This is a genomic window from Spirosoma soli (assembly GCF_042684525.1).
Lineage (GTDB): Bacteria > Bacteroidota > Bacteroidia > Cytophagales > Spirosomataceae > Spirosoma > Spirosoma soli.
Map to the genome: position 1 here is coordinate 20,250 of NZ_JBHULN010000001.1, position 22,025 is coordinate 42,274.

Annotated in this window: 17 protein-coding genes and 1 pseudogene; 6 read left to right on the top strand and 12 right to left on the bottom strand. The window is 50.3% G+C overall.

Annotated features, from left to right (window positions below; all coding sequences use genetic code 11):
* Positions 1-19: 19 nt before the first annotated feature.
* Positions 20-181, bottom strand: a complete 162-nt coding sequence (locus ACFSUS_RS00090; RefSeq protein ID WP_381517344.1) for a hypothetical protein — start codon at positions 179-181, stop codon at positions 20-22.
* A gap of 218 nt (positions 182-399) precedes the next feature.
* Positions 400-858 (bottom strand): OsmC family protein, encoded by a 459-nt coding sequence (locus tag ACFSUS_RS00095; protein WP_381519130.1) that lies wholly within the window; start codon positions 856-858, stop codon positions 400-402.
* 75 nt (positions 859-933) lie between these two features.
* Here ACFSUS_RS00095 and ACFSUS_RS00100 point away from each other — a divergent pair, with 75 nt between their 5' ends.
* The gene (locus ACFSUS_RS00100; protein ID WP_381517347.1) at positions 934-1,287 is read left to right on the top strand and encodes a hypothetical protein; all 354 of its coding nucleotides are present in this window, start codon (positions 934-936) and stop codon (positions 1,285-1,287) included.
* Between the two features lie 43 nt (positions 1,288-1,330).
* Here ACFSUS_RS00100 and ACFSUS_RS00105 read toward each other — a convergent pair.
* Positions 1,331-1,567, bottom strand: a pseudogene (locus ACFSUS_RS00105) (sensor histidine kinase); the annotation flags it as partial.
* A 212-nt stretch (positions 1,568-1,779) separates the two neighbouring features.
* Complete coding sequence (locus ACFSUS_RS00110) at positions 1,780-1,968, bottom strand: hypothetical protein (RefSeq protein WP_381517350.1); 189 nt, start codon at positions 1,966-1,968, stop codon at positions 1,780-1,782.
* A gap of 396 nt (positions 1,969-2,364) precedes the next feature.
* Between ACFSUS_RS00110 and ACFSUS_RS00115 the strand changes: the two genes are divergently transcribed.
* Complete coding sequence (locus ACFSUS_RS00115; RefSeq protein ID WP_381517353.1) at positions 2,365-3,453, top strand: GntR family transcriptional regulator; 1,089 nt, start codon at positions 2,365-2,367, stop codon at positions 3,451-3,453.
* 165 nt (positions 3,454-3,618) lie between these two features.
* Here the strand turns inward: ACFSUS_RS00115 and ACFSUS_RS00120 are convergent, their stop codons facing one another.
* From ACFSUS_RS00120 to ACFSUS_RS00135, 4 genes are all read right to left on the bottom strand, one after another.
* Positions 3,619-5,022 (bottom strand): glycoside hydrolase family 28 protein, encoded by a 1,404-nt coding sequence (locus tag ACFSUS_RS00120; protein WP_381517356.1) that lies wholly within the window; start codon positions 5,020-5,022, stop codon positions 3,619-3,621.
* 176 nt (positions 5,023-5,198) lie between these two features.
* A complete protein-coding gene (locus tag ACFSUS_RS00125; RefSeq protein WP_381517359.1) occupies positions 5,199-5,639 on the bottom strand; it encodes a nuclear transport factor 2 family protein in 441 nt (146 codons plus the stop codon).
* A gap of 44 nt (positions 5,640-5,683) precedes the next feature.
* On the bottom strand, positions 5,684-8,221 hold the full coding sequence (locus tag ACFSUS_RS00130; RefSeq protein ID WP_381517362.1) for a glycoside hydrolase family 95 protein: 2,538 nt from the start codon (positions 8,219-8,221) through the stop codon (positions 5,684-5,686).
* A gap of 345 nt (positions 8,222-8,566) precedes the next feature.
* A complete protein-coding gene (locus ACFSUS_RS00135) occupies positions 8,567-9,439 on the bottom strand; it encodes a hypothetical protein (RefSeq protein ID WP_381517366.1) in 873 nt (290 codons plus the stop codon).
* A 62-nt stretch (positions 9,440-9,501) separates the two neighbouring features.
* Here ACFSUS_RS00135 and ACFSUS_RS00140 point away from each other — a divergent pair, with 62 nt between their 5' ends.
* The 4 genes from ACFSUS_RS00140 (at position 9,502) to ACFSUS_RS00155 (ending at position 13,054) form a co-directional block, all read left to right on the top strand.
* The gene (locus ACFSUS_RS00140) at positions 9,502-9,966 is read left to right on the top strand and encodes a hypothetical protein (protein ID WP_381517369.1); all 465 of its coding nucleotides are present in this window, start codon (positions 9,502-9,504) and stop codon (positions 9,964-9,966) included.
* A gap of 638 nt (positions 9,967-10,604) precedes the next feature.
* Positions 10,605-11,549, top strand: a complete 945-nt coding sequence (locus tag ACFSUS_RS00145; protein ID WP_381517371.1) for a hypothetical protein — start codon at positions 10,605-10,607, stop codon at positions 11,547-11,549.
* A gap of 750 nt (positions 11,550-12,299) precedes the next feature.
* Entirely contained in the window at positions 12,300-12,842 is a 543-nt protein-coding gene (locus ACFSUS_RS00150) for a hypothetical protein (RefSeq protein WP_381517374.1), read from the top strand.
* 32 nt (positions 12,843-12,874) lie between these two features.
* A complete protein-coding gene (locus tag ACFSUS_RS00155) occupies positions 12,875-13,054 on the top strand; it encodes a hypothetical protein (RefSeq protein ID WP_381517376.1) in 180 nt (59 codons plus the stop codon).
* Positions 13,055-13,106: 52 nt separating this feature from the next.
* Here ACFSUS_RS00155 and ACFSUS_RS00160 read toward each other — a convergent pair whose 3' ends face one another.
* The 4 genes from ACFSUS_RS00160 to ACFSUS_RS00175 all read right to left on the bottom strand — a co-directional run bounded on the left by ACFSUS_RS00160 (position 13,107) and on the right by ACFSUS_RS00175 (position 21,857).
* Positions 13,107-14,036, bottom strand: a complete 930-nt coding sequence (locus ACFSUS_RS00160; RefSeq protein ID WP_381517379.1) for a hypothetical protein — start codon at positions 14,034-14,036, stop codon at positions 13,107-13,109.
* Between the two features lie 259 nt (positions 14,037-14,295).
* Positions 14,296-16,461 (bottom strand): rhamnogalacturonan lyase family protein, encoded by a 2,166-nt coding sequence (locus ACFSUS_RS00165; protein WP_381517381.1) that lies wholly within the window; start codon positions 16,459-16,461, stop codon positions 14,296-14,298.
* A gap of 194 nt (positions 16,462-16,655) precedes the next feature.
* Positions 16,656-18,569, bottom strand: a complete 1,914-nt coding sequence (locus ACFSUS_RS00170) for a RagB/SusD family nutrient uptake outer membrane protein (protein ID WP_381517384.1) — start codon at positions 18,567-18,569, stop codon at positions 16,656-16,658.
* A 33-nt stretch (positions 18,570-18,602) separates the two neighbouring features.
* Positions 18,603-21,857 (bottom strand): SusC/RagA family TonB-linked outer membrane protein, encoded by a 3,255-nt coding sequence (locus ACFSUS_RS00175; protein WP_381517387.1) that lies wholly within the window; start codon positions 21,855-21,857, stop codon positions 18,603-18,605.
* Positions 21,858-22,025 lie beyond the last annotated feature (168 nt).

The window sequence follows — 22,025 nt, forward strand, 5'->3', positions numbered from 1 at the left end:
TCGGAAATCAAACAACGCCTTATGCCTGGGCTTTCTTCATGCAGCAGGCATGGCTACCGGCCTTCTCGCATTTCTCTGATTTTGCTTTAGCTTTCGCCTTTTTGTCTTTGCGAGCGTCGGCCGCGAACGAAACGGTAGTGAGGGTGGTCAGCAGGGCCAGACCGAGTAGGGCTTTTTTCATGATACGAACTGGTTTTTAGATTCCTAAACGCAACAGTGCGTTTAGCCGAATTTAGGCAAAAACTACGCCATTGTTCCAACTAGGCAGTCAAGTATGGTCAAGGGCAGTCAGGAGCCGTATGACTCTTGACAACACTTGACTACCCCATCAACCCGGAACTAACAACCCCACTTAGTTATTCTCTCCGTTCTCTGTGAGAACCTCCGTTATCTCCGTGTTTAAAGCAATTCAAACGAATACGTAATCTCGGTCGTTGGCCGAAACTGCGCCGTTGCCGAGCAGTACTTATCCATCGACAGATCAATGGCGCGTTTCACTTTATCAGCGTTGAGCTGCCCCTTCAGCAGATACGTAATATGAACTTTTTTAAATGGCGCGGGGGTCGCACCTTTCTCGCGCAGTCCGTCTACTTTCAGGCGGAAATCGTCGATCACCTGCTTTTGCTTTTGCAGAATCAGAATTACGTCGATGGCTGAGCAACCTGCCAGGCCCATGAGCAGCATTTCCATCGGACGAGCACCGGCATTATGCCCGCCGATGTCCGTAGCCGCGTCGATATGTTGCGCTACGCCCGATGTTCCAACGGCTTCGAAATGAAAGGCATCGTCAACACGAACGAGTTCAACGTGCATCGTATTAAATTCCTGAATGGTGTCAACCGGTTGTGAATCAAGCATCATCTTTTTGCGTTTATACCTAAGAGTTCGTATTTTCACCGCTCCAGCAGCCTGGCAATATAAACAAACAGAACCATGTCCGAAAAATTCACCGACGACCTATTCGATCTTAAAAACGACCGGCGGCTGAGTGTATATCTCTACCGGGCAGGTTTTGCGGCCTGGTTGCTGTACATTGTGTCGGGCGCTCGGTTTATGCACTCGGTCAGCATGTATCGAACAGATTTCGGGGTCTTCTCGTTCTTTTTGATGGTCATGGGGTTGTCGGCCTCCATGATCTACGACTACCATCATCACCCGGCGGAGTTCGCCCAAAAGAAAAAATGGCTGGCCTTTAGCTATGTAGTACTCGCGGGTCTGGTCTATTTTTTCATTCTACGTAATGAGCCCATATCGCTGGATCACCTTTTGGGCAGGGGGCCTTTCTGATACGTACTTGTACTCTCTTGGGCATTGAGCGATCCTGAAATCGCTAAGCGTCAACATAGTCGGCAGGCAAGTACACGGAGAATGTGGCCCCTTGACCTGGCTGGCTCACGGCCGTAATAGCGCCTTTATGGTTTTCTACTACTTTTTCGCAGATAGCCAGCCCGATTCCCGTACCGGCATACTGGTGGCGTCCATGAAGCCGTTGAAACACCTGAAAGATGCGGTCCAGAAGCTTCTCGTCGAAGCCAATGCCGTTATCCGATACATTGATCCGATGGTAAGTTAATACCTGATTGGACAGGCTTAGGGAAGGTGGAAGGTCATCGTTCGGTTAGCTCGGTGATGTCCAGAAAGAAACGATCCCGGAGAACCGCACAATCCGCCCCTGCTCATCGAGCATTGTGCAGCCTTTGGCGTGTACTCAGCGCTCTTTGTTATCAATTAATCCGATGGTTCGGAAAATAATATCATGATTGCCGTCGCTCTCGGGGCTTAGTATACGCAGATTAGCCAACCGCACCCCTCCCGATCGTCCGGATGCACACGTTCGAGCAGAATATCAGCGGTAACGCTGGTATCGGGGGCCAACCCAAACAATACCTTGCAGGTAGCCGACCACTGCACCTGACCCGTTACCAAGTTAAAATCCCGGGTCCCTGAAGCGGCCGCTTCAATAGCCATCGTTAATCGTTTTTCCCTTTCTGAAAGTTAATCTCGACCCGGTTTCGCTCAGTAATGTCAATAAGTACGTTACCAAGCATCAAATGTTTCCTGTGCTGAGCGCTTATAGTTATGCGCCACCATTATTATATGGATACTTTTCTACGAAAAATTACAATTATTTAATCCCTTCTTAACGCTAAGGATACCTGCCAGAACCCATAAAATACTTGATTTTATTGTAGCCAGCCTATGAAATATTCAATTTGGCATCGTTCCCGGGAACGATTGCATAAAAAAATAGGCCTTCAGATTTCATTATAATTCCATTAAAATGTAAGCTTCCTCCATGCAAACAGGTCGATTCCTGTATAAATGGAGTGGCATTCCTACAAAAGTACAATTCTCTCCTTCGTTATGATAGCAAGATCCCCTTCCACCAGTCGTAGCCCTTCAACGGGCTTCAAGGGTATCTATCGGATACCTTCCGTCTGCTCTTACCAACTACAGTTTAATCCGCTCGATAAAACGCCCAAATACAAGCAGATCGTCCAGTCAGTTATTACGGACATTGAACGTGGCGTTTTGAAGAAAAATAATCAGCTCCCATCGATTAGCGAGTTGAGCGTTGAATATTACCTGGCTCGTGATACCGTTGAGAAAGCCTACCGTGAATTACGCGAACGGGGCTATATCACCTCCGTGCAGGGGAAAGGGTATTATGTACAATCGGGTGACTCAACGAAACTAAAAATCCTGCTGATCTTTAATAAGTTAAGCTCTTACAAAAAGATTATCTATTATTCGTTCCTGCAGGCACTGGGCGACCGAGCCACGGTTGATTTGCAGATTCACCACTACAGCGCCCGCAACTTTCAGGACATTGTGGAAAAGAACCTCGGCAAGTACAACTATTACGTGGTGATGCCGCACTTCACACAGGATGCCGACGACGTTGATTATCGCAAGGTGTTAGCTATGATTCCGACCGATGAACTGGTGTTGCTCGACAAGGACTTACCCGAGCTACCCGGAACGCCCCTCAGTGTTTTTCAGAACTTTGAGAAAGACATTTTTGCCGCCCTTGAAACCGGCCTCGACCTACTCAACAAATACAAACGGCTCGTTTTGGTACTACCCAGCGACGGTAACTATCCCGTAGAAATTGCCCGTGGGTTTCGTTCGTTTTGCATTGTCTATGACAAACAGTTTACGGTGAAGGAGAGCGCTCTGGATGAGACGCTACAAGCCAGTACGACCTACGTTGTTGTGGAAGAAACGGACCTGGCTGAGTTGGTCAAAAAAGTGCGTCAGTCTACTTACCGATTAGGACAAGACATCGGTATCATCTCATTTAACGAAACGACGCTTAAAGAGCTTTTGGGCATCACGGTTATCACCACTGATTTTGAAATGATGGGTCGGACAGCGGCCCGGTTACTGCTCGACAAGCAGCGAGTTAAGGTAAAGAATCCGTTCTACATGATTCGACGTGCATCGGCCTAATGACCTTCCATTAAAGCCTTACGCTTTATCAAGCTATTTTCCGTGTAAATTTTTGTTTTATCATAGGTAAGTAATTAAGCCCACCAGACTCCTGATGGGCTTATTTGTTTGTACTTGATACGTTACCTTTGATTAGAAAAGCTACCCGCATGGCATTGATAACTACTATAGATGTACGCCCATACTATTTTTCACTACAACAGGCTGATTGTCTTTTGCTTTTATGACTACGTTTTTGAACGTCCAGTTGCGCCCGTAGTCAACCTCACCGGCAGCATTGGCAGTGATGGTCACATCGTTTAATCGGAAGTTCTCTAAAGGCGATTCCGCCAGGCCGCTGGCCATTACGGCCCGCCGGGCATCGGTTACCGTCAGGCGCGACACCTGCACGTTGCGGAAGTGCGGAATTCCTCGTTCAACTGGTTCTACTTTCTTCAGCATAGCTTTCCAATGAGCGGGCAAGGTAGCTTCGGTATAGCCATCCGGCAGGGTCGAATAGCTGTAGCTGGGGTTCCAGTTCATGGTTACTTCGAGCGGTACACCTACACTTTGCATGTGAATATCTTCCAGGTAAATATCTTCTACGGTGCCCCCTCGGGTCATGGCAGACTTAAATCGAATGCCAACGCCCGTTCCTTTCGCTTTGAGATTGCGCGCCAATACGTGCCGGATGCTGCCCGACGTTTCGCTGCCGAACGTAATCAGTCCGCCACCGGCACCGGAAACGCAATCTCGAATGACGATATACTCGGTAGGCCGATTCACCCGCAGGCCGTCCCAATCGCGGCCCGCTTTCAAGCAAAAATTATCGTCGTTGCAATCGATGTCGCAGTTCTGGACGAGTATATACGTCGAGGAGTCGATATCGATTCCGTCGGTGCTGGGGCCGTGCCCACCAATGTTGTTACGGATTACGAGTCCATCGGCCGTTACATGGTCTGAATACAGAATGTGTACGGTCCAGAAACCCGCCTGCTGGAGCGTAATTCCCTTCAGCGTGACATTTGATGAACCTGACACTAGTAACGTACGGGGCCGTTTAGCATCGTAGTCGACAATCCAGCGCAGGCCTTTCTGTTCATACTCCTTGCGCAATGCCCAGTAACTATCCCAAAAGGGTTTGCCCTGGGCATTAACCGTTCCCTCACCCGTTACGGCAACGTTGCTCTGATCAATGATGTTGATGAGAGCGGCTGGCCACTTCATTTCAATACCGGCTACCCGCGTATCAATCTCGGCATAATCAGCGAGCGACTGACTGCCCAGCAATTCGACTCCTTTGTCGAGGTGCAGCGTAACGCCCTTTTTGAGAAACAGCGAGCCGGTAAGATAAGCCCCTGGTTTGAACGTAACAATACCCCCTCCTTTGGCGGCACAGGCATCAATAGCTGCCTGAATCGCTTTTGTGTTGAGCGTTTTTCCATCGGCTACAGTGCCGTAACTGGCAGTGGCAAATACCGTCTTTTTCGTCGGTACGGTCCGCGCACCTACTTCTTTCACCCACGGCAGCGGATCGTTACTGGCTGGCCCATTGAGCCAGAGTGAGATCAACGTGATCAGGAAGAGCATAGGCGATGATTGCTTGGATGTTGTTTTTCATTTGATGTGGGCCGGTTAGCCGTAGTCTCCAGATTAAGGCCCGGCGTTATCCGGTCTGTGACCGAAAATGTGCACCTCATAATCTAGACCGGTCAGAGACCGGATAACGCTCGAGCATAGTCTGGAGACTATGCTCAACAAACGACCTAGATTTTCACCGCTTGTCGGGCCAGCAGTTTCCAGTCGCCTTTTTGCTTTACCCATACCAGCAACACCGCCAGCTTGACCTGGCCCGCTACGCCTTTGTTGCTTGTTTCGCCGGATAACTTATGGCGCACTAAGGCCGTGTTATCAACTACAGTGATCGTCTGGTCGGTGAGGTCCATCGTTTTAAAGTCCGATGCACCGCTGACGAGCGCTTCGACAAAAGCGGCTTTGTCTTCAACATTCCCGCCCGAATGTCCATAACTTAACTCATTCGTGACCAAGGCCTCAAGCGTGGCTTTGTCGGGATCGATCATGGCTTTGCGGAGCTTCTCCACCGCCTGCGTAACGGCCTGTTTGTCATCAGCGGGCGTTTTTGGTTTAGCAGCTAGTAATATGACAAAGGCAAACAAAGCAAATGCAAGTGTTTTGATGTAGTTCATTTTGATTGAATTGGTTATGATGAACGGAAAGAAATTACATAGAGTTATTGAGCCATCAGCACATATTCCTTACCAGCTTGGGTAGCCAAATCATATACCACAGCGCCGTTAGCAGCCGTGTCGGGCGAGGTTTCTTGGTACTGATTGGCGGGCATCTGATAAAACGGATTCGGATTAGTGCCTTTGGCAGTTGTCAGTTTGGCCGCTCCGGTTGACTTTAGCTGGTTGTACACCCGCAGGCGACAGTTGCCGCCTTGCTGCGAACGAACGGTCAACTTGGTCAGCTTACCGTCTTTCCAGCTATAATCAAGTTCAAACCCGCCCCGTGCTTTAAGGCCTTTTACGGCGCCCTCTTTCCAGGAATCAGGAATGGCGGGTAACACGTGAACAACGCCGTCGTGGCTTTGCAGCAGCATCTCACCAATGCCCGATGTACCACCGAAATTACCGTCGATTTGAAACGGAGGGTGCGCGCAAAATAGGTTCGGATACGTTCCACCTCCGTCGGCGTAATCAGTGCCTTCCACACCAGTCAGCTTAAGAAGCTCGCGCAGGAGTTTATAAGCGTGGTTGCCATCGTGCAGTCGCGCCCAGAAATTAATTTTCCAGGATTTGCTCCAGCCGGTTCCGCCATCACCGCGAATATCTAAGGTCTTGCGGGCGGCTTGCGCATACTTTGGTGAGGTCAGGGGCGAAATCTGCCGACCGGGGTGTAACACAAACAAGTGTGATACGTGACGGTGCTGCGGGTCCTGGTCTTCCCAATCTTTATACCACTCCTGCAGATTGCCTTTTTTACCAATCTGCAGTGGGAACAGTTTGCTTTTCTTTTCGACCAGCATCTTACGGAAGTCGGCGTCGATCCCTAAATGCTCAGATGCTTCGATGACGTTCGAGAACAAATCCCAGATCAAGCCGATGTCCATGGTCGTGGCGATGGAGACGGATTCCTTATCGCCTTTTTCGGTTATAAACACGTTCTCGGGCGAGGTCGATGGAGCCGTAACCAGATGACCTTGTTTATCTTCCACCAGCCAATCGACGCAGAATTGAGCCGCGTCTTTCATCAAAGGATACGCTGTTTTTTGCAGATAAGCCCGGTCGCCGGTGAAGGCGTAGTGCTCCCATAAATGTTGCGACAGCCAGGCGCCACCCATCGCCCAGTTCGCCCACATAGGTCCGCCTTTGCCGCGGTCGCCCACGGGGTTCGACGTCGCCCAGATGTCGGAGTTATGGTGAACGGTCCAGCCGCCTGCTCCATAAAAGTTTTTAGCGGTTTGTTTGCCGGTTACGGCCATGTACCCAATCCATTCGAGCAGTGGCGTATGAAACTCCGACAGGTTCACCATTTCGGCAGGCCAGTAGTTCATTTCGGCGTTGATGTTCGTGGTGTAGTTGCTGCTCCAGGGTGGGCGGGTCATTGGGTTCCAGATGCCCTGTAGATTGGCGACGGTGCCTCCCGGTCTGGAACTGGAAATGAGCAAGTACCGCCCATATTGAAAATAGAGTGTTTCCAGCGCGGGGTCGGCTTCGCCACCGGCATAACGCAGGAGTCGCTCGTCGGTGGGTAAGGCGGCCGTCCTGGTAGCACCTTCAGCGTCGTTCAACGTAAACGATACGCGGTTCAGATAGCGCTGATAATCCGCGATGTGATCTTTCCGAATAGCGTCGGCACTCTTGGTTAACGCCTTTTTCAGGTAGTTTTCGGCCAGCTTTTTTTCATCCTTACCCTCCCTATCGGGGCACTTATTGTAGCCATTGAAACTGGTTGCCGCCGACAAATAGAACACGGCTTCTGTAGCATCGGAAATACGAATGCCCGCCGTATCAGCTGCAACTTTACCGTCGGATGATTTCAGTTTTAACCGCAGATCAAAGCGGGTTCCCCGGCATCCCGTCGAATCTTCGTAAATAACGGGCACCTTATTGTAGCGAACGTAGTTCGGATCGGCATGAGCTGGTGATTTCCCCCGCATCGCCAGTTCATCGCGACCAATCACCGCTTTGGTGACTGGATGGGGACTCTTCGTGCCTACTGTTACGTTCAACTTACCTTTCTGGTCGGCCCGTAGCCGCACGATAATCACCTGATCGGGTGCCGACACAAAAATTTCGCGGGTGTAGCCAACCCCACCGACTTTGAAACGGATAGTAGCGCTGGCATCGGTAATGTTAAGGTCGCGGTAGTAATCCGTTGGTTCACCGGCGAACGTCTGTTTAATCGTCAGATCTCCCAGGGGTTGGTACGCTTCGGTGTACAATCCCTGCATTTTCTTGACCAGGTTGTCGGCGGCTTTGTAATCTTCGCGAAACAAAGCTTCGCGCACCTGGGGCAGGTATGTGGCCGCGTCGGGTGTTGGATTTGGGTTCACCGGTCCGCCCGACCAGAGCGTTGCTTCGTTGAGCTGAATTAGTTCGTCGCTCGCCCGCCCAAAGACCATAGCCCCCAGCCGACCATTGCCGACCGGCAGGGCTTCGTTCCAGTTACGAGCGGGTTGCTTGTACCAAAGGGTTAACGGTTTCTGGGCAAAAGCTGCGAAAGAAGCAAAAAAGAAGAGGGTAAAAGAGGCTATTCGTATCATAGATGCACGTTGCAGCAGAGTTTATGAAACAAAGATAGACCCACCACATTGTCTACCCACCTGTATTCTCCTGACATCTCGAATTTATCTACACCAAAGCTGTACCGGCAAGTACAGGAGGGTTCTATGCTTCTTCCCCGATACGTTCGGATCAGAAACGATTTGCCTGCCTATATGTAGCCTAAGTTACCCAACCAACGATCCGAATGAGAGCCGTTGCTCTATCCGTTGCCCTGACTACTGAGGCCAAGTTCGGGATCATGATGCACTCAGGTTTGTAGGCTGTGCCTTCACCTGGTACGTAATACAGCTATGTCAGGGCTCGATGACAAACCGAAGATTGATTTATTGACTGGATACAAACCCGTATCGACCACTACCGCGCTGCCATTTGTAGTCAATGAGTTGAACCGGTAAGGGGGCGTCTTTGGGCACCGGCTTTAGGAGGACTTGCTGGGGGCCATCTGCTGTCACGGTTAGCTCCACGTTGATAGCCCCATCCGTACTGATGCCTGACCATTGATCGGTTCCTGGCAGTTGGCGGAGCCCTACTTTGTAAGGGCCAAAGTTACCGTACCGATTCAAGATCTGGACTGTATCGGCACTTACTGCTTTCAGAGCAATCAAACCCACCGGTGTTTCCTTCATGTTGCTAATCAAGCTTCCGTCGCCGGAGTAGAATCCGGCACTTCGGTCGGCGATGCTACCCGCAGGGGGTGGTTGAGTGGATTTATATAAAGACAACGGCTGGTAACGCTGAGTCACGCTTAAAGAAAATATATTGAGGTCAATTGCCCCCGGACGGAATGACCGTAAGTTACGGCGTATAATGTACAAGGTGCCAGGTTGCCCTTTGTTGAGTTTGACACTCAAGTCTAAAAGCTCATTTTTTTCGGAAAATATGGAATCACCTTTGGTGTAGAGTTTAATTCGGTAAGGAGTCAGAAAACCAACTAGTGAGTGCAATTTGACCTCACTCGGTGCCACTCGTTTCAGCAGGATGATACCATCGAAAGCCCAGATGTAAATGTCGGATGGTGACTGGCTGGTCAAGTATCCTCCGTAAACGCCTTCAATCAGCGCAGCAGGATCGGGCGGTGGAGCAATGGGTTGGGGTTCCTCGCGACAGGCTACCAAACCGACCAGCAGGCCAAGCGTTATAGCGAAACAGGACCAGCCTTTGTTCATACGTTTCTCCTGGCTATGTTGGGGGGTCATTAGCGTCTAAAAGATTAGTAAACTCATTACAACGGTTAAGATACAATAAAGGTCATAGCGATATGAAAACTTTAGACCTGTTTCGCCCCATAGGGGTTATATTCCTGCTTTTTTGTACGCTAAGCTGCGGGTTAAAGCCTGTTGAACGCGAGACCTATATAGAAGGAAAAGTCTTGCTGAGCAGTGGCCAGCCGGCAGTAAACTATCCCTTGCAAATTAATTATTACAAAGCATCGGAGGGGTTCTACGGGCGGGGCGAGTTGGTTGTCCTCCAAAAGCTAACGACAAACCAGGACGGCGCTTTCTCTTACCAGGGACTATTTAAATCAGGAGGCTTAGGGGCTGGACACTATGAGTTAAGCTATGGGTATAGTGTTTACCTGAACAACCAGTATTACACCGTAGATTCGGTTTCGGCCGAGATCCCTGGCCAGTATGCCCAGGGGCAGATTAACCATCAGTACGACGGCAGTTTGTTTCCATCTAAAAGGCACATTATCAAAATCGTCCTGAAAAAGGGAAATTGACAGGTAAGTAAAGACAGTTTAGCTGAACACGTAGCCAATATCAGTACACCGAGAGGGATTAAGCTTACGCTTATCACATTCTTTTGATTCTCAGCTTTAGCAATATGCAATTGGCAAATTTTGTATTCATCTTAATAGCTTGTTGCATTCTGACTGGTTGTGGATGTGACTATAGATACGGTGATACACCAGTACGGCTAGAAACAGCTGTTTTAGCTGTTGAATTTATTAATGCCCAAAATGGAGACAATCTATTTCGCAATGCGTCGCAATCATCAATCCACTTGGTGGATTCTATTCGATTGCTCAATACAACGAACTTAATAAAAAAGGTTTCATTAGGTAATGGCGATGTCGTTTTGCATATCGACTCAATTTATACGAGTCAGAACCAAATTGATCAGCCAGTAGACAAATTGTTTTATATCTACCTCAACCAATCTGACACGGATACGCTTCGTTTGACTTTCTCGCCGACTGTTGGTAAATGTGCTCCCTATTTTACCAACTATAAAGTTTTTTACAATCAGAAATTGGTCACTACAAGCGAGAATACAATTAGTTCGTCCATCAAAATTTCTAAACCTTGATAGGGAGTCAATACGCCAACTTACCCAACCATGCTCTTACTCACCCTTATGAACAACCATCTACTCCGCCCAGCCAACGGATGTGTGTCGACCCGGTTTGTGGTGATGCTGTTCTTACTAGCCGCTACGCTGTGGGGGTGTGACACCGTTCAGCCGCTACAACCCCAACCTCCTAAAGGTCCATACCTGAGCCGAGTGGTGGAAAAGCGTTTCACGCCACTCGACAGCGTCAGCATCACATCGCTTTACAATCCACAGGAGCAGTTACTCGAAGAGCAATACACTTCTCAGTACTTACGCCGGGCTTACTCGCTGCTCTGCCTCTATACCCCTACCAACCTGGCTAATGGTCAGGACATCAACAACGAGTTTCGAATCTATCGCCTGGATGACCGACAGCGAGTAGTCGGCATTAAGCAATACTTTTCTAAAACTGTCAACTACTGGGAGGTTAGGGAGTCTGACTCGTTAATCTATCAAGGAGAGGTCCTGATTGGCCAGCTACACCAAGACTTCTTTTTTTATGCAGATCGAATAGGATACGGTAATCGATATCCTCTTTGGGTGACTAAGCGACGCTTTACTTATGACAGCCAGAAGCGGGTTATTGAGGAGCAGGATTCGGTTTATCTCACCCACGATTTCCCGGTAGGAAGCAAGGTGATTCATCCGGCACCCGCTAAATACCAGTTTACGAATCGGACTACCTACGAGTACAATGATAAAAACGAGGTCATCAGGAAGACGACGGTTTCCGGAGCCGACGAAAACCCAACCCTCACCTTCAGCAATGGCTGGTCACTCTACTATCAAATCAGCCCTGCTTATTCCACTTACAGCAGATCCTGGACGGGTCGTCTGCTGAGCGGAACGACAACATACAGCTACGAACACAACGCCGATGGTCGGGTAATCAGCAAACAAGCCCGCTTCGAAGATAGGAAGACAAAAAAGGTGTTCATCAGCAGTTTCAGTTACGAATACGCATTGTGATGGCTAAAGACAAAGCGATGAATGGTGAGCAGTTTCAAACGGTTAGCAAGTAAGAGAGCATAAAAAAGACCGGGGTATTCTGTCTAGGTCAGCCAGGGCAAATGGTACGACTATCACTGTATTCGTAAAAAAGTAAACTACAGTCCAAGTTTTAGAATTTGTTTCACCTCCTAAGTTTTTTTATGCGCTCTAAATTACAGGGCATTTGCGGTAGCAGACTATCAACATTCTCACGAAACATTCTATCTATTTAAGACAGTACACCTTTTAACAGCATATTATCCTTACTAATGCCTACTAAATAAATTTTTGGTTCAATTTAAAAACTGGTTGAAATGGCAGGTTACTCAACTTATTGTAACCGGACATCTTGGTAAAAGACAGGGGGAAGTCATTCGTCACAGCAATCATAGTAGAGCCCTAATTTCCTAAAAGCTTATACGTTAACGGTTGAATTCCGCCGTTTCGAGCTCGTAATTGAGACGACTTATATATAAATAGTGTCCGTTGGGGCTATTGGTAGTTAGTGTAATTAACAATATGAGACGCATGAATTGGCTTTAGGAATAGTTGCTCATCCTATTCAACGACGACTATCTCTAAAGCCAATATTTACCCTGGGTGAAGAAATAATTATGTTTGGCCTCAACGACATGCAGATGATGTGAGTAGCCCCTTTATGCAAGGCCATCACACTTAATTAATAACAAGGTTAGTTAAAATAAAGTCAACGCAAAACACCTTACTGTTATGAGAACGAACCTATTGTCAAGCTTAATTCAGTGCGTCATGCTGCTGAGTCTTTTGTGGGGCTGTGGGCCCAAACAGGTTGATCCCCAACTGCCCCCCGAAACAGCAACGGGGCAAAACACACTGGGTTGTTTAATCAACGGGAAGGTATGGCTGCCGGGCGGCAAGTACCGCTTTGGCTTTGGTGCCGTAACGATGAGCTATGATCCCGGTTATCACCAGGTTTTGAATATATCTGCTGAGTATAATCGAGGAGAGCAGTCATTAACTTTTAAAAAAAATGGTGTCAAGGGACCGGGCACCTACCGGTTTGAAGGGGATTCAACTGCCGGGTTAGTTTATCGGGATGAGAGCCTACCGCCCGGCTGTGGTGACTTTCTGGGGGGCACACGCTATCAGCCCATCCAGGAAGGTCGGCTCACCATCACCCGCTTAGACGTAGAGCGCCGGGTGATTGCAGGCCGCTTCTCGTTTACTTTAGTTCAACCCGGTTGTGATACCATCCGCATCACCGAAGGCCGTTTTGATCTGCCTTTACGCTAAATCTTCCTACAAACCTCTAATTCATTCAACCCATGAAAACGTTTACAGTGATTACGCTGCTCTGGGCAGCGTTGGGCGGAGCTTTGTATCTAGTTCAGGAGCCGGTTGCACGTTCAAGGATCAGCTTGTTTGATTGGCGAGTAATAGCAACTCCTGATTTGAAGGGAATCAATAAACTGCATTATCAAGAACCAGATATTGTTAATCTATAATGGAGTACAGCTAGCCCCGCTTTTGTACAAAGGATCTATTGAAACGCCAAGCTTACAGATATTCTTCCTTATTCGTTTCTATGTTGATAACAGGGAGGCCTTTCAGGAGCGCGCTTCGTTCGGCACCGTCCAGAAAAGACATGACCCCTTCCTGATTGCGGTTTTCCCGAAAACGAGAATACACATACCCCTCCTCAACCGATAAAGCAGATAAGCCATTCAATTTCTCTTTTTTCACGAAGTACGCATTGTTACCCGCCTGATTACAGCCCACAAACGCATAGCCCTTTTCAATCGCTAAGGCATACAAAGCGGGTAGTGACGCACCAAAGTACAGATACGAGTAATGCGCTTCCTCCCGCATAAAATCAGGTTTATACGGTACACTAATCGCTCGCTCAGCCCCAAACAAACTATTGTATTCAATAACCACAATGTCGGCCTCTACCGCCGTAATGGCTTTCCACACCCAGTAATCATTGCCGTCGATGTCAATACTAAGCAACCCGATCTGACCAACAATCCCGTTGCTCACCAGCAGTTGGTTGATGTTTTCGGCGGTAACAAAGCTCGTAACGGCTTTTAGGCTATAGCGCCAATAAAATGAACTACTCTTAATGTGATCAATGAAGGTTGACGAACCATCAATAATCAATCCCTTCCAATTATCATTCATCAATAAGAAGCGCGTGTTGGCCTCTTCATAATCTTCAACGCCGAATTCAACAAAGGTATCCACGCGCGGTTTGACGTAATTGATTAAGTACTGGATAATGCCATCATCGCCAAACTGGGAAAATATTTTAAATTCCGCTTCCTTCATTGAGTTAGCCTGCTTAACTAGCTTGGCCAGCGCTGCCCCCATCACTAGTTTAGTAGCCGCGTTATCTTCTTTCGCTTGTCTGAGCTGGACTTGCACTTGGTGGAGTTGCGCTTGCAGCGGCTCAAGAAGGAATTGCCTTATTTTTTTGGTTACTTTCATAGAATATAAACGTTAAGTCTATCCGCAGAGAGGGCCAGCCGACCTCAAGTTATGAAGCATTTTATTGAACGTGAAACTAGCCTTAGTTTTTGATATTTGGCAAATACAGGCCGTAACATACCAGTACGCGAGTGTTTAGAGTCGAGTCAGCCTTCTGCTACAGAAACAAAAACACTTGGTCAGGTGCATCCACGATGCCCAACCAAGTGTTCTACTGGAGTGCCTATCTAATTATCTGTTAATTCGCCTGTAGCTCCGGCTATTGCTTCACTACTTTAATTGCCTTCTTTCCCTGCTCGGCCTGCACGTTGACAATGTACAGACCAGCTTTCAACTGCCCTCCGGCGGTCACCTCATCTTGGCCCTGCCCTTGCTCCAAGGTTCGGCCCTGCTCATCGCTGATCTGGAACGAGAACTGCCCAGCCGCCTTGATAACGAAGCTGCCCGTTGTGGGATTGGGATAAACGACGGCGATGGAGACCTTCTCCGCCGATTCGGTGTCGCCAATCCGGCCGCTGCCCGTACCAACCAGCGTAATGTTTGGCGTTGGTGGCGTACTCATGCCCGTGCCAAGGTAGAAACTTGGATGTGGGGGTTGATTATAGGCTGAATTCTGGTGAGCCACCGCAACGCGATACTGTGCATCGTGCATCAGGGTGTAGATGCGGGTAGACGTAGTGGCAGTCGTCGTAAAGAGCAGTAGTTGGGTGCTGTTGCTATTGCGGTACACCATCTCCTCCCGCCAGTCGCCCAATAAGTCAGCGGTGACGCCGGGGTTGTTCTTGGAACCGTTGATCGGCGTAGCGCCCCCTGAGTTATAAATCGTGAACAGGCGGTTCGTGGTACTGGTGTTGGGGTCCCATTTGTTGAGCGTAGCGCCGTCCAATATCTCGCGCGACAGGTCGCCGTCCCACCAGATGGCGAAGTTAGCCGACGACGGCTTGGCGGTGCTGATCTGCTGCCCTTTACAAGTGTACAGACCACCCGTCGATCCCCAGCACTCGTAGCCTTTGTAACGCGGGTCAATATCGGCGGCTAGGCCCCGGCCAACATCGCCGGTAGCGGGCACGCCCCACAGTGGCTGACCGGTTCGGGCATCGCGGAACTCCAGGCCATAGTTTCCATAAGAACCGGGATCTTCGTGCGGCTGCCACACCTCCTGACCCGGCCGATCGGGGTCCATATCACTCATGTGCAGGGCATCGCCGTGCCCTAAGCCGTTGGCATATAAGCCAGCCCCATTATCATTGATTACACTGGAGCCATTTACGATTTCATCCTTCCCATCACCGTCAAGATCGCCGGTAGTTAACTGATGGTTTCCCTGGCCGGCATAGTTGCTGTTCCCTGGCGTTGACGAATTACTATCGAACGTCCATCGGCGTGTGAGCTGACCATTCCGCCAATCCCAGGCTACGCGCACCAGACGCGTGTAATAACCACGCCCCATAATCAGGCTGGGTCGCTGACCGTCGACATACGCAATTGTCGACACAAACCGGTCGACGCGGTTGCCGTAGCCATCTCCCCAGGACGAAACCGTACCGCGAGCCGGTACGTAGTCGGCTGTAGCCATGGCCGCACCGGTCTGGCCGTTGAAGATGGTCAGAAACTCCGGCCCCGTCAGGATGTAACCGCTAGAATTACGGTAGTCGGCACTGGCGTTTCCTATCACGGTTCCGCGACCGTCGCGGGTGCCGTCGGCAGTTTTGCAGGCTACTTCGGCTTTACCGTCGCTGTCTAAATCATAGACCATAAACTGGGTGTAATGCGCCCCGGCCCGGATGTTACGGCCCAAGTCAATACGCCATAGGCGTGTACCATCGAGTCGGTACGCATCGAGGTAGACGTTACCCGTATAACCCGCTTGTGAGTTGTCTTTTGAGTTAGAAGGGTCCCACTTCACCACAATTTCGTAGTCGCCATCGCCGTCCAGGTCGCCCACGCTACAATCGTTAGCGCTGTACGTATAGGCTTCTCCGGTGGGCGTAGTGCCTCCCGGAGGGACCTGGATTGGAATGGACAGGTAGTTCTGCGCCCAGACTGAGGCCGATTCGGAAGCCGGCTGTTCAACACCATTAATCACCGGCCGAACGGTATACGTAGCGTTCGTACTCGTGTTATCAACAATATTCGTTGAATTGGTAATGGGCGATGAATTGATCTTGGTTGATCCCCGGTACACGTTGAAGGCAACATTGGCTGGCTCGGTCCCGAACATTCGCCAGCCAACGTATACCTGACTAGCGCTGGTACGGACGGCCACTACGCCCCGGTTCAGCCGCTCCATGCGTTTCTGTGCATAACCATGAAGGCCGTTTAACACAATGAACACGACTAGTGTCACCGACATAAGGCCCAGATGAGTATAGAAGTAGCGCGACAGGCAGCTGTACCACCGCCCAACAAAAGGAAAAGTTTTCATAAAAAGGAAGAGTTTAGTGTACCTACGAAGCTAGCCAGAGTAACTATGTCCACTCTCCTGACCCTACCTGTTTTATTAACTTTTTAAAGAAAAAATATACTTATTAATTTTTTTACAAAACAAAAACACTTGACCAGATACGTTAAGCATGCCCAGTCAAGTGTTCTTGTACGCTACCTCCAGTAATATCGTGGCTAATATCCCGGATTCTGCTCGGCCTGCCGCTCGGAGGTTGTCAGTGGAGCTCCGTTTTTGAAGATTCGTTCCAGGTGCGTCTGCGGAATAGGGCGTAGTTTGTGATACGGCTGGATGTTCTGCGCCTGCGGATTGAATAGCTTAGCCCGCTCAATCAATGTTTCGGTACGTACCAGGTCTTCCCAGCGGTGCAGTTCGCCCAACAGCTCACGGGTCCGTTCATTCAGGATGAAATGGATGAATCGCTGGGGCGTGGTGGTAGCCGACGGCGGGTACTGCTCAGCCGGGTCGTTGGTCGTAAACTTGGCGTCTGTAACAGTGATGGCCGGTAACGTACTGCTGACGTCGCCCCGCTGCCCACCTTCCACCATCCAATATTGGGGCACCTTCGTTTCGCCCTGTTTGTAGGCCGCCCGCTCGCGTAACTTATTGATGTAGGTCAACGCTTTGGCATAATCACCTTTTCGGCCGTAGGCTTCGGCGGCAATCAGATAGGTTTCGCCCAGGCGAGCAATAATTCCGTCGCGGGTTCCTTGCTGCTGCGCTACGCTGAGCCGGTTTGGATCAATGTATTTAAGCAGCGTCGGGAACTTGCCGCCCCCGGCAGCCGCGACACCGTCTACCAGTGAATTGTCGCTGGCTCTGCGGTAATAGCGGGCATAAAGCCGGTATCGATTCTTTGCCAGATCCGTGTCTTTTAGGGTGGTTTCTTTACTGTTCACCACCACCAGAATTGCGGTATCACCCAGCGTGTATTTAGCCCTACCCACCAAGCCAGCGTTGGGAGCATCGGTCGCTGTCCACCGTGGAATACTGGCCGCATTATTAGCCTTGTAGGCCAGCTTCATGCTTTTGTAGAAACGTGAATCGTTCTTGCGGTCGTAAATATCCATGGCATAATCCGAAGGCCGCAACCGCCGGAACGGCCGTCCGTTTACAATATCCCGAACCATGCCCGGTTCGCTGGTGTCGTAGGCCATCAGGAAATACATGTGCATCTGGTTGCCCAATCGCCCCGCCAGGTTCAGGTTAGCATTAAACTGCGCCGAAAAGATGATTTCTTTACTGCGCTGGGCAGCCGCCAGGTTATTGGCTACATTCGAGGTGGCAATGTTGGTAAAATCCCAGAGCGTACCGTAATCAGGTTCCAGGGCGTACACCGATGAACCAATCACCTGATCGGCGTAGTAAGCGGCACTATCAATGTCAGTAGGCAACTGCCCCCGCTGGTCCGTTACGGCACTCCCCCGGGTCAGATACGCATCAGCCAGGATGTGCTGCGCAGCGCCTTTGGTTGCCCGGCCAAACTCTGACTGTGTAGCGGGCAGATTATCAGCCGCAAACCGTAAATCACTGACGATACGTTTGTAGATATCCGCAACGGGTGACCGGTCGAACTCCAGCCGAACTCCTTCCGATGGCTCGGTAATGAGCGGAATGGGCCCAAATTGCTGCACCAGTAAGAAATAGTAGTAGCCCCGCAGAAACCGCACCTCGGCTAAGCGGGCGGCTCGGGCTGCGGGGGTCGTGAGCGTACGCACGCCCGGCACAGTCGGAATGCGCTGAATAGCAATGTTACACCGGTTGATGCCGTCGTAGTAGGCTCCCCACACATCGCTGAAGAAGCCGTCGAGCGCATTCAGCCGGTTGTCGTAGTTGTTATAATAGTTGTGATTAAGCTGGTCGCCCTGCACGAACTCATCATCCCCGAAGTTGAACATAGCGTACCCATGTTCATAGCCAAACTTATAGCGGGTCGTTTCGTAAGCGGCTTTCACTAAATCTTCGACTCCCTGTTCGGTATCATAATACTGATACGTCAGTGTAGACACTAATTCTTCCTCCAGGTAGTCTTTACACGAAGACCCCACCAGAGCGGTAAACGTCAGCAGCAATGCCGTTAATTTTTTCATTGTTGTCAAGGATATATTGTGCTGAATGTCTTTTTAGAAACCAAACCGCAATCCCATTACCAGGCTTCGGGTACTTAGATTGTTGGAAACAGCCAGGTCGTTTTGAGAAGCGGCATATCCCGATGTAAACTCGGGGTCTAATCCTCTGAACTTCGTGAACAAGAATGGGTTAACAGCATTCACGTACACGCTCAGGTTGTTACCTTTAAACCTGGACGTGAACGTCTTCGGGAAGGTATACGTCAGCGAAATGCTGCGGATCTTCACGAACGAACCATCCTGATACTGCAACGACGTGCCGTATTCATTGATGTCGAAGTTCTTGTTCGGACGAGGAAACTCATTGCTTGGGTTCGTGGGTGTCCAGTAGTTTACGTCCAGGAAGGGGTAACGCCCCGACAAGCCCGGCCGATACGCCAGACTATTGAGCGTTTGACCAACGCGGGCGTATACGAATACCGACAACTCAAACCCTTTGTAAGCAAACGTATTGGTAATACTACCCGACCATTTCGGTACGGTCGACCCCAGGATGGTGTAATCGTTGGCGTTAATGAGCGAGTCGCCGTTCATGTCGCGCACCTTCACTGTACCGGGCGCGAAGTTGGCATTGGGCGCTTTTTTCTTGTAGGCAGCAATCAGCTCCTGGTCGGCGGGTGTGTTCTGGAAAATACCGTCGAACTTGTAATCATAAAATACCGTAATGGGCTGACCAATGAACCAGCGGTTCCCCACGAGGTCATTCTTGCCACTCGACAATTCGACAATTTGCTCTTTGTTTTTCGTAAACATGACATCTGTCCGCCATTCAAAACCAGTAGCCGTGCGCATGTTCACGCTCGACAAACCAATTTCAATACCCTGATTACGCGTCGCTCCGATGTTCGTCAGGATCGACGAGAAGCCCGACGCCGTGGGTAGCTGACGGTCCAGCAGCAGGTCTCTGGTATCGGCCCGGTAAAGATCGACCGTACCGGTCAGCCGATTGTTGAAAAAGCCAAAATCAACACCCACGTTAACGTTATTGGTCCGTTCCCATTTCAGGTCCGGATTGGGCAATCCATTGGTAGCGGGTGCGTAGCCGTAGGCAGCCGTTTCGTCCCACACATACGCCGTTCGCGTCAGAAAGCCCCCCGTCTGGTACGGATCAACAGCTGAGTTGCCCGTTGAGCCATAGCCGAGTCTAAGCTTCAGCTCGCTAATGGCGGGCACACTCCGTACGAACGGCTCTTCCTGTAATTTCCAGGCAAACGCAAACGAGGGGAATAGCTCCCATTTGTTACCAGCCGCCAGCACCGACGAGCCATCGTAGCGGGCGGTGGCGGTAAACAGGTATTTGTTCAGCAGCGTGTAATTGATACGTCCCATCCACGACGCCAGCTTGTAGTTCGAGAAGCCACTACTGTAAGCGTCCGGATTCGGGTTATAGGTCGACCCCACGTTGTAAAACTTCTGACTGTCGTAAGGCAGGTTCGACACGCGAATGTCTGATCCTTCATAGCGGTTGTCCGAGATGCTTTGCAGGAACGTTAAACCAAGCGTGTGTTTCCCCTCGTCGAATGATTTGTCGTAGTAGAGCAGGTTTTCGAGCGTGTACGAAAATCGCTGTTCCTGCTGGTAGCGGGCATACGACGTTCCTCCCTGCCGGAACGACGACAGAGCCGCCTGAAACTCGCCATTGCGGTAATAGCGGAGGTCTGGGCCGAAATTGATACGGTACCGCAGCCCGTCGAACAATCGAACCTCACCGTAATAGCTACCAAAGAATCGGGTCGACCGCCGTTCGTTCGTCACCAGTTGCGGGTCGCGGATGGGATTCACAATGTTGATGTCGCCACCCGGCAGAAAGATGTAATTACCCGTCGTGTCGTACGGAACGGCAAAGGGCAACTGCCCCAGCGCCTGGTTGTACGTATTAACGCCTATGTTCTGAACCGAATAACTCACGTTGGTCGATCCACCTACGCTGATCCGGTCGTTAAATTTATAATCCAGGTTCAGCCGGGCATTGTAGCGCTTGTAGTCCTGGCTGAGCTGAACACCCTGTTGGGTCAGGTAACCGCCCGAAAACAACGCCCGGAGCTTTTCGCTGCCTCCGCTTACACTCAACTGGTGGCTTTGATTAACGCCGGTACGCAGGGCCGCATCGGCCCAGTCAAAATTTCTGACGTTGGCCGGGTTATAAATCGGAATCTGGTCAACCCCATACCGTTGTTTTTCTTCCGCCGTTGTTGGCCGGTAGCGGGGAACGCGGTTGGCGTAATTCTCCCATTCGTAGCCTTTGTAAACGGATTCGAGGGCGTAGGGGTCAGCGCCGAATAGCTTGGCATCATCGACCGGATTAGGATATAAGGTGGTGTATGAAGGCGAGGTGGCCGTGTTCACCGTCCGGTAGGCTTCCCGCCGAACTTCGGCCAGTTCAGCGGCATTGAAGTTGTCTAGCTTAACGAGTGGGTTGTCGAACCCAATCCAGCCGTCGTAGTTGATGTTCACCGTACCCGCTCTACCCTTCTTGGTCGTTACCAGAATCACGCCGTTAGCCCCGCGCGATCCGTAGATAGCCGTAGCGGAGGCATCTTTCAGGATTTCGACGGATTGAATATCGAGCGGGTTAAAGTCTGAAATACCCGTTCCCGGTGCCAGCGGAATGCCATCTACCACGTAAAGCGGATCATTGGACGCCCGCAGCGAGCGGTTGCCCCGTATCCGGATAGCAGGCGTACCACCCGGCCGGAAATCCGTAGCGGCTACGTCGACACCAGCGGCCCGACCTTGTAGCGCCTGCGACAGGTTCTGCACCGGCACCGCCTGAATCTGTTTAGCATCAACCGATACCAGTGAGCCCGTTACGTCGCTTTTCTTAACGGCTCCGTAGCCCACGACCACCACCTCGTCCAGCGATTTGGTGTCGGCCACCAACTGCACGTCAATAGTTGAGCGATTCCCAACGGCTATTTCCTGAGACGCGTAACCAATGTACGAGAAAGTTAGCGTTCCGGTGCCGTCGGGCAGGTTCAGTCGAAACTTCCCTTCAACATCGGTCACCGTGCCCGTTGAGGTGCCTTTTAACAGCACACTGACACCGGGAAGTTTTTCGCCATTATCGGCCGTAACAACACCCGACACAGCAAATACCGACGGAGCTTTGGCCGACTTAGCCGTCGACAGACCATTTGCGCCGGGGGGTAAGGAGGCTTTCGCAACAGCGACTCCCTGAGCAAGGCTGGTCACGGGTCCGTGGGCCATCAGTGAGCTTAACAGCACAAGACTCACATTTCGTAGATTCATGATCACAGATAGCAGTTTTAGTGATAGTTACCCTAAACTATCTGCTAAAAATATGGTCACCCGATGCCTGAACCGTTCTGTACTCTTCTGCCCGAATCCAGTTTTTTACCTAAAATGTGCTAATTCTGGTACTATTAGTTCTGGTATATAAAAAGCAAAACGGGCCCG

Excerpts from the sequence above, each read along its gene's own strand:
- ACFSUS_RS00125 (WP_381517359.1), bottom strand. The coding sequence starts at position 5,639 with ATGAACTACATCAAAACACTTGCATTTGCTTTGTTTGCCTTTGTCATA.
- ACFSUS_RS00165 (WP_381517381.1), bottom strand. The coding sequence starts at position 16,461 with ATGAAAACTTTTCCTTTTGTTGGGCGGTGGTACAGCTGCCTGTCGCGC.
- ACFSUS_RS00110 (WP_381517350.1), bottom strand. The coding sequence starts at position 1,968 with ATGGCTATTGAAGCGGCCGCTTCAGGGACCCGGGATTTTAACTTGGTA.
- ACFSUS_RS00145 (WP_381517371.1), top strand. The coding sequence starts at position 10,605 with ATGAACAACCATCTACTCCGCCCAGCCAACGGATGTGTGTCGACCCGG.
- ACFSUS_RS00095 (WP_381519130.1), bottom strand. The coding sequence starts at position 858 with ATGCTTGATTCACAACCGGTTGACACCATTCAGGAATTTAATACGATG.
- ACFSUS_RS00150 (WP_381517374.1), top strand. The coding sequence starts at position 12,300 with ATGAGAACGAACCTATTGTCAAGCTTAATTCAGTGCGTCATGCTGCTG.
- ACFSUS_RS00175 (WP_381517387.1), bottom strand. The coding sequence starts at position 21,857 with ATGAATCTACGAAATGTGAGTCTTGTGCTGTTAAGCTCACTGATGGCC.
- ACFSUS_RS00120 (WP_381517356.1), bottom strand. The coding sequence starts at position 5,022 with ATGCTCTTCCTGATCACGTTGATCTCACTCTGGCTCAATGGGCCAGCC.
- ACFSUS_RS00100 (WP_381517347.1), top strand. The coding sequence starts at position 934 with ATGTCCGAAAAATTCACCGACGACCTATTCGATCTTAAAAACGACCGG.
- ACFSUS_RS00170 (WP_381517384.1), bottom strand. The coding sequence starts at position 18,569 with ATGAAAAAATTAACGGCATTGCTGCTGACGTTTACCGCTCTGGTGGGG.
- ACFSUS_RS00090 (WP_381517344.1), bottom strand. The coding sequence starts at position 181 with ATGAAAAAAGCCCTACTCGGTCTGGCCCTGCTGACCACCCTCACTACC.
- ACFSUS_RS00130 (WP_381517362.1), bottom strand. The coding sequence starts at position 8,221 with ATGATACGAATAGCCTCTTTTACCCTCTTCTTTTTTGCTTCTTTCGCA.
- ACFSUS_RS00160 (WP_381517379.1), bottom strand. The coding sequence starts at position 14,036 with ATGAAAGTAACCAAAAAAATAAGGCAATTCCTTCTTGAGCCGCTGCAA.
- ACFSUS_RS00115 (WP_381517353.1), top strand. The coding sequence starts at position 2,365 with ATGATAGCAAGATCCCCTTCCACCAGTCGTAGCCCTTCAACGGGCTTC.
- ACFSUS_RS00135 (WP_381517366.1), bottom strand. The coding sequence starts at position 9,439 with ATGACCCCCCAACATAGCCAGGAGAAACGTATGAACAAAGGCTGGTCC.
- ACFSUS_RS00140 (WP_381517369.1), top strand. The coding sequence starts at position 9,502 with ATGAAAACTTTAGACCTGTTTCGCCCCATAGGGGTTATATTCCTGCTT.
- ACFSUS_RS00155 (WP_381517376.1), top strand. The coding sequence starts at position 12,875 with ATGAAAACGTTTACAGTGATTACGCTGCTCTGGGCAGCGTTGGGCGGA.